Annotated in this window: 8 protein-coding genes and 1 pseudogene; 7 read left to right on the top strand and 2 right to left on the bottom strand. The window is 46.7% G+C overall.

Annotation, left to right across the window (positions count from 1 at the left end; all coding sequences use genetic code 11):
* The first annotated feature begins 125 nt into the window (after positions 1–125).
* From Q0V82_RS16565 to Q0V82_RS11880, 7 genes are all read left to right on the top strand, one after another.
* A complete protein-coding gene (locus tag Q0V82_RS16565; RefSeq protein ID WP_374758543.1) occupies positions 126–296 on the top strand; it encodes a helix-turn-helix domain-containing protein in 171 nt (56 codons plus the stop codon).
* 215 nt (positions 297–511) lie between these two features.
* Positions 512–802, top strand: a complete 291-nt coding sequence (locus tag Q0V82_RS11855; RefSeq protein WP_297575973.1) for a type II toxin-antitoxin system Phd/YefM family antitoxin — start codon at positions 512–514, stop codon at positions 800–802.
* The gene (locus Q0V82_RS11860; protein ID WP_297575977.1) at positions 795–1,166 is read left to right on the top strand and encodes a hypothetical protein; all 372 of its coding nucleotides are present in this window, start codon (positions 795–797) and stop codon (positions 1,164–1,166) included. Before Q0V82_RS11855 ends, Q0V82_RS11860 begins: the two co-directional genes overlap by 8 nt.
* A 15-nt stretch (positions 1,167–1,181) precedes the next feature.
* A complete protein-coding gene (locus Q0V82_RS11865) occupies positions 1,182–3,539 on the top strand; it encodes a class I SAM-dependent DNA methyltransferase (RefSeq protein ID WP_297575978.1) in 2,358 nt (785 codons plus the stop codon).
* Positions 3,532–4,659 (top strand): YhcG family protein, encoded by a 1,128-nt coding sequence (locus Q0V82_RS11870; protein WP_297575980.1) that lies wholly within the window; start codon positions 3,532–3,534, stop codon positions 4,657–4,659. Before Q0V82_RS11865 ends, Q0V82_RS11870 begins: the two co-directional genes overlap by 8 nt.
* The gene (locus Q0V82_RS11875) at positions 4,656–4,940 is read left to right on the top strand and encodes a hypothetical protein (RefSeq protein ID WP_297575982.1); all 285 of its coding nucleotides are present in this window, start codon (positions 4,656–4,658) and stop codon (positions 4,938–4,940) included. The genes Q0V82_RS11870 and Q0V82_RS11875 overlap by 4 nt, the downstream gene beginning before the upstream one ends.
* Complete coding sequence (locus tag Q0V82_RS11880) at positions 4,907–5,485, top strand: restriction endonuclease subunit S (RefSeq protein ID WP_297575984.1); 579 nt, start codon at positions 4,907–4,909, stop codon at positions 5,483–5,485. The genes Q0V82_RS11875 and Q0V82_RS11880 overlap by 34 nt, the downstream gene beginning before the upstream one ends.
* A gap of 123 nt (positions 5,486–5,608) precedes the next feature.
* On the opposite strand, the gene Q0V82_RS11885 is transcribed toward Q0V82_RS11880, so the two are convergent.
* Positions 5,609–5,884 carry a hypothetical protein gene (locus tag Q0V82_RS11885; RefSeq protein WP_297575986.1) on the bottom strand — a complete coding sequence of 92 codons (276 nt, stop codon included), beginning with the start codon at positions 5,882–5,884 and terminating at the stop codon, positions 5,609–5,611.
* A 64-nt stretch (positions 5,885–5,948) separates the two neighbouring features.
* A pseudogene (gene istB / locus Q0V82_RS11890) lies at positions 5,949–6,608 on the bottom strand (IS21-like element helper ATPase IstB); the annotation flags it as partial.
* Between the last annotated feature and the right edge of the window lie 47 nt (positions 6,609–6,655).

A 6,655-nucleotide genomic window follows, 5' to 3' on the forward strand; every position in this document is an offset into this window, starting at 1 on the left:
CTTGTAATCAGGGGGTCGCGAGTTCGATTCCTGCCGTCGGCACCAACAAATTCAACGACTTAGCGCGAAAGCGCTAGGTCGTTTTATTTTGTCCAACGCACTCCCAACACACCGCCATCAACTCCCTGCAACACACCCCAACGCTCGCCTTCCAAGCAGAAATCGACCATACCTACGTGTCGCAGATTGAACGCGGCATTAGCAACCCATCCTTGCAAGTGCTCTGCAAAATTGCTGAGGCACTCCTTGTTTCTGTCATCGATTTATTATCTGAGCCAGAGGACGCAACGGAGTAAACCGTGCACCCTAGCGATGCCAGTAAGAACCAATTCAACTTTTAACTCAGGTTTATCTGATCAGCCGATAAAATGAGACCAACAGTCTCATTTGTGGTGACTTTGGCAGACTTCAGGAGGGCTACTATCAGTGGCTATACTTCCGTCCCTTCCTTGTGTGAGTCGTGGGCTGCTAGTACCATGTACAAAATTCTGTGCAACCACTGAGCCGAGCAATGTCAATTTCTGCAAGTGATGTCGTGCCATTTTCACAAGCACGCGCCAATCTTTCTGAGCTGTGTGAATTAGTAAAAGCAGGCTCTGAGAAAATAATCACTAAAAATGGTGAGAGTTACGTCGCTTTGATTGATGCTCGCCGTCTTGATTACTACCACCAACTTGAGCGCGAGCGTATTCACTTACTGCTCATCAATGAAGCGGTAGCAGGTTTATCTTCAATTCATGATGCCAAGCTCGTAAATTCTGCGGATATATTGCAAGCGATGCAGGATCAATCACGTGCTTAAGCCTGTACGCGCATCAACATACTTCTTGAAAACTTTGTATGAAGTAGTGGTATTACAAGCTAGCTCGACAGTGAGCGACGAACTATGCAATCTAGTCATCCCTAACTTGCAATCACATCCGTATTTAGGTGGAAATTTTTTACTTCGAAGCATTGGTTCAATTGAGGTAAAAAATGTCACAAGTACACTTCAGCTATCTCTAGCTGCATATCCAGATGCCACGTTGCATGAATACCGTATGCAAAACCATATTCTGCTGTATCTGGTCAATGCGGAAGAAATCATTCTTCTGAGCATTCAACCGTACGCGCAACTTTCTAAAGATTTTTTGGCACTGTGGCAACCGTTGCCGCAACTCGCCTAACTGAGATTAAATTTAATGGATCATTCCGCACATAACAAAATTGTTTCTTTTATTTGGTCGATTGCCGACGACTGCCTGCGTGATGTATTTGTGCGTGGTAAATACCGTGATGTGATCTTGCCGATGTTTGTTTTACGTCGTTTAGATTGTTTGCTAGAGCCAAGCAAAGCTGTCGTGCTTAAAGAAGTCCACTTTCAGCGTGAAGAGGCCAAATTGATCGAGCTAGACCCACATGGTTTGCAAGACGCTTCTGGCTATGTGTTCTACAACGTTTCGCCGTTTACGCTTAAAACCCTGCTAGGCAATCACTCGCAACTTGAAGCCAACTTGAAATATTACCTTGATGGGTTTTCCGATAACGTGAAGGAAATCATCGAGAAATTCGATTTGCGTAATCAGATTCGCAAAATGGCGCAATCCGATGTACTGCACGACGTGATCGAGAAATTTGTTTCTGATGAAATCAATCTCAGCCCTGATGACCGCAAAGGAATGGATGGCCGCACGCAAGTTGGCTTATCCAATCTTGGCATGGGTTATGTGTTTGAAGAACTAATTCGCAAATTTAATGAAGAAAATAACGAAGAGGCAGGTGAGCATTTCACGCCGCGTGAAGTCATCAAGCTGATGACTAATTTGGTGTTTATTCCTGTAAAGGATCAGCTACCTAATCCGTTGACGATTTACGACCCTGCATGCGGTAGTGGCGGCATGTTGACTGAATCACAAGATTTCATCACTGATACCGAGGGCGAGATTAAAGCCAAGGTTGGCGTCTTTTTGTATGGCAAAGAGGTCAATCCTGAAACGTATGCAATTTGCAAATCCGACATGATGATTAAGGGTAACGACCCTGAAAACATTCTGTTCGGCTCAACACTGGCAACGGATGATTTTTCAGGTAAGCGCTTTGACTTCATGCTGACCAATCCACCCTACGGCAAAAGTTGGAAAGGCGATCAGAAAGGGATTGTTGATGGTAAAGACGTACTTGATACCCGTTTTCAAGTGAATCTGAGCAATTACACCGATGAAATCAATGACTTTTATCCTGCGATACCGCGGTCATCAGACGGCCAACTGCTGTTTATGATGGAAATGGTAGGCAAGATGAAACGCCTTAGCGATTCACCGAACGGCTCGCGCATTGCATCAGTACACAATGGCTCTGCTTTGTTCACTGGCGATGCAGGTAGCGGTGAAAGCAATATCCGTCGGCATATTCTAGAAAACGATTTGCTCGAAGCCATCATTCAATTGCCGAACAATTTGTTCTACAACACGGGCATTACCACCTATGTTTGGTTGCTCTCTAATGGCAAGGCAGCGAATCGCGTCGGCAAAGTGCAGCTGATTGATGCGTCCAATCTGTATCAGAAATTGCGTAAAAATTTGGGTGAGAAAAACTGCGAATTTTCTGAAGAGCACTTAAAGCAAATCACGCAGCTTTATCTGGATATGCCCAATGACGGTATTTCGAAGGTGTTTGATAATCGTGATTTTGGTTATTACAAAGTTACGGTTGAGCGCCCATTGCGCTTAGCTGCGCAATTTACCCCAGAGCGTATTGCCACGTTGCGCTACACGGCGGGGATGCAAGACATGATGGAATGGGTGTATGCCAAGTATGGCGATGCGGTTTATCACGATCTGAAATCGCACTTTGAGGCCATTGAAGACCATATCGAGCGCGAAGAGCTAGCCTTGTCGCCCAAAAACCGTAAAGAACTTTTAAGCGAAAATACGTGGTTGGCGCAACGCGAAATCATGCAATACGCCCAGCAATTAGCAGAATCAATTGGCGATGCTGAACACCTCGATTTCAATGTATTTGAGCAAACCTTCAATCAAGCTGCCAAGGGCTTAGGTTTGAAGTTGGCAAACAATGAGCGTAAACAAATCTTGAGTGCGATGAGCTGGCGTGATGAGCGTGCCGCCAAGGTCATCAAGAAAATTCACAAGCTCAATGCCGCCAAGCAGAAAGAGCTGCTTACTGAGCTGGCAACCACTGCCGATAAGTTGGTTGATTACGGTTACTGGCCGACAGAGAAATTGGGTGAATATATTGAATACGAAACCGACAGTGAGCTACGCGACACCGAAAACATTCCGCTGGATCTTGATAAAAAGCGCCATGCTCATGACGTGATTCATGCTTACTTTATTCAAGAAGTGCGTCCGCATGTGGATGAAGCATGGTTGGCGATTGATAAGACCGTGATTGGCTACGAGATTAGCTTTAATAAATACTTCTACCAGCACAAACCGCTACGCAGCCTTGCCGATGTCACGCAAGAAATTCTCGACTTAGAAAAAGAAACCGATGGCTTGCTCAAAGCTTTGGTGAGTTTTGTGGGAGCCGTTCATGACTAAACCTACCGTAGCGCCAGCGGCTCCTGATGAGTTAATGGGGCGCGTCGTTGCCATTTTGGAGCACGCCCGTAGCAATGTGGTGCGTACTGTTAATAGCCAGATGGTCATCGCTTATTGGTTGATTGGTCGTGAAATCGTGCAGGCGATGCAAGGCGGTGAATCGCGTGCGGTTTATGGCGAAGGATTATTAGATGCGGTATCGGAGCAATTGAGTTCGCGCTTTGGTCGTGGATTTTCAACCACCAATTTGAAAAATTTCCGCTTGTTCTATTTAGCCTATCCAGATCGGCTGGCCGCAATTTCACCGCCCTCAACGGATGAATTACTCGCCGCGCCAATTGGTCAGAGGCTGTCTGACCAATTGCTAGCAACGTTACAAAGAGCCGAAACTGCGCCATTTTCGACCAACTTGTCGTGGTCGCACTATGTCTTTCTGATGGGCATCAAGCGAGCAGATGAGCGCCAGTTTTATGAGATTGAATCCGCGCAAAACGGCTGGTCATTGGCAGAGTTGCGCCGCCAGTTCGATTCGGGTTTGTTTGAACGTTTGGCGCTGAGCCGCAACGCAGATGAAGTTCGCCAGTTGGCGCAGCAAGGGCAAGTCATCAGCACGCCACAAGATTTAATCAAAACGCCGTACGTGCTCGAATTTTTGGGCTTGCAAGAGCGCAGCAGCTATTCCGAGTCTGATCTGGAAGCAGCCATCATCAGTAAAATTGAAGATTTTTTGCTGGAGCTAGGCAAAGGCTTTTTGTTTGAATCACGGCAAAAACGGTTCACCTTTGAAGAAGAGCATTTCTTTGTCGATCTGGTGTTCTACAACCGTCTACTGCGCTGCTATGTCTTGATTGATCTCAAAATCGGCAAGCTCACACATCAAAATTTAGGTCAAATGCAGATGTATGTGAATTACTTTGACCGCTTCGTAAAGCGAGATGATGAAAACGCTACCATCGGCATGATTTTGTGCAAAAAGAAAAATGACGCTTTGGTTGAAATCACCCTGCCCAAAGACGCCAATATTCACGCCTCTGAATATCAGCTGTACTTGCCGAGTAAAGAAGAATTGCAACAGCGCCTCAATCAATGGGGCACGTTGACGAATGAGGAAGAGGCATGATGAACCGCGCCGCATTCAGGCAGAGTCTGCCTTTCGATTCAGTTATTGCAACAGTTGCAACAACCGCGATAGACGTTCCCGCTTTAAATAGAGAAGCACCGTCATCCCCGAATGCTTTTATCGGGGATCCAGTCTTAGGGTGTAATAAGCAGCGCGCATTACATCGTTTTGGCATGGCAAGGAGCAATGCCCTGCGCTTATTGCACTCTAAGTTTAATGGGTATTGCCATGCAGCCATTGCTGATCAATGGCTGAAAATCTATACCCACGAGGTGGCTTAATGTTGCGCTATGACAGTTATAAGCCGAGTGGCGTTGAGTGGATTGGCAAGGTTCCCTCGCACTGGGAGGTGCGCCCAGGTTTTACTTGCTTCAAAGAAAATAAAGATCGTAATAAAGGGCTTATTGAGAAAACGGTTCTTTCGCTCAGTTATGGCCAAATCGTTATCAAGCCAGAAGAAAAACTCACAGGCTTGGTTCCTGAGTCATTTGAAAGCTATCAGCTCATTAAAGTGGGCGATATTGTCATTCGCACCATTGATTTGCAGAACGACAAAACCAGCCTACGTGTCGGGTTAGCAAAGAATAGCGGCATGATTACGTCTGCATATCTCGGTTTGCGTTGCACACCTGAAATTAATTCAGATTATCTTTTTAGGCTGCTTGAAAGCTATGACGCACTCAAGGTTTTTTACGGCATGGGCTCGGGTTTGCGGCAAAACATGGATTTTGGTGATTTTAAGCGCTTGCCAATTGCTGTGCCTCCACGTTCTGAGCAAGACCAAATCGTTAGTTTTCTCGATCTGTTTTCGCCGATTGAAATTTGACCCACCCTGCCGAACGAATTTTGACCCAGGGCTGGGCGTTGCTCTTTGACTGAGTAACTGTGGATAAGTGTAGCAAATAGCAAGTGAGGACTCGCTGCTTTTTACCTGTTTTTCATTTCTACTTTATTCGTTACGCCGTAACGAATTCACCCCAAAGTAGGCTTCCCACTCAGGGCTGTCTAACTCCAACTCTGCCAGCACTTTTTTATCCTCCAACATCACCAGACGCTCAAGTATTTCTCGTCTCGTTACGCCGTAACTATTTGCCAATCGTGCTAAAGCCAGTGCGGTACCCGTATCAACCCAAGTGTTAAGTCGGCGCTCTCCATTCCCCTCTTTGCCTGACTCAGCCCTTTTGGATCGGTAGCTTGCCTGCCGTTCGGCATTACTCTTTGCCATATTACCTCCTCCTGTAGATCGTTACGCAGTAACATCGTCGAGCTGAATGTTACTGCGTAACGATTCATCCCGCAATGATGCTCTCGGCATCCTCTGCGCCCAAATTGCTGTGCCGACTTTGTTCCCGCTGCTTGATCCTCGATTTCGCCGCCAGACTGCTGTGCTGGAAACGATAGGAGTCATTCCCTGTTTCGACGATGTGGCAATGGTGGGTCAGCCGATCCAGTAGCGCGGTCGTCATCTTGGCGTCGCCAAATACACTCGACCATTCAGAGAAATTCAGGTTGGTCGTAATGATCACGCTGGTGTGTTCATACAGCTTGCTGAGCAAATGGAACAAGAGCGCGCCGCCCGATTGGCTAAATGGCAAGTAACCCAATTCATCCAGAATCACCACGTCAACTCGCATCAAGGTCAGTGCGATTCGACCCGCTTTGCCTTCACGCTTTTCTTTTTCCAGTAAATTCACCAGATCCACTGTCGAGTAGAAACGCGCTCTTTTGCCGTGCCGTGTAATGCCCGCAATGGCCATTGCCGTCGCCAGATGGGTTTTGCCTGTGCCTGGACCGCCAATCAATACGGCGTTTTGTGCGGTTTCTGTGAAGCCCAGTGTCGATAATTGACCGACCAAAGCTTGATCGACTTTCGAGGCACTAAAGTCGAAGCCCGCTAAATCACGATGCACCGGAAACTTGGCACTACTCAGTTGATACTGAATCCCCCTATGTCAGACTAGTTGTCGCCTCTGAATTTTCATTGGTTTGAAAAAAC

Origin of the sequence: uncultured Deefgea sp., assembly GCF_947072475.1 — a bacterium.
Lineage (GTDB): Bacteria > Pseudomonadota > Gammaproteobacteria > Burkholderiales > Chitinibacteraceae > Deefgea.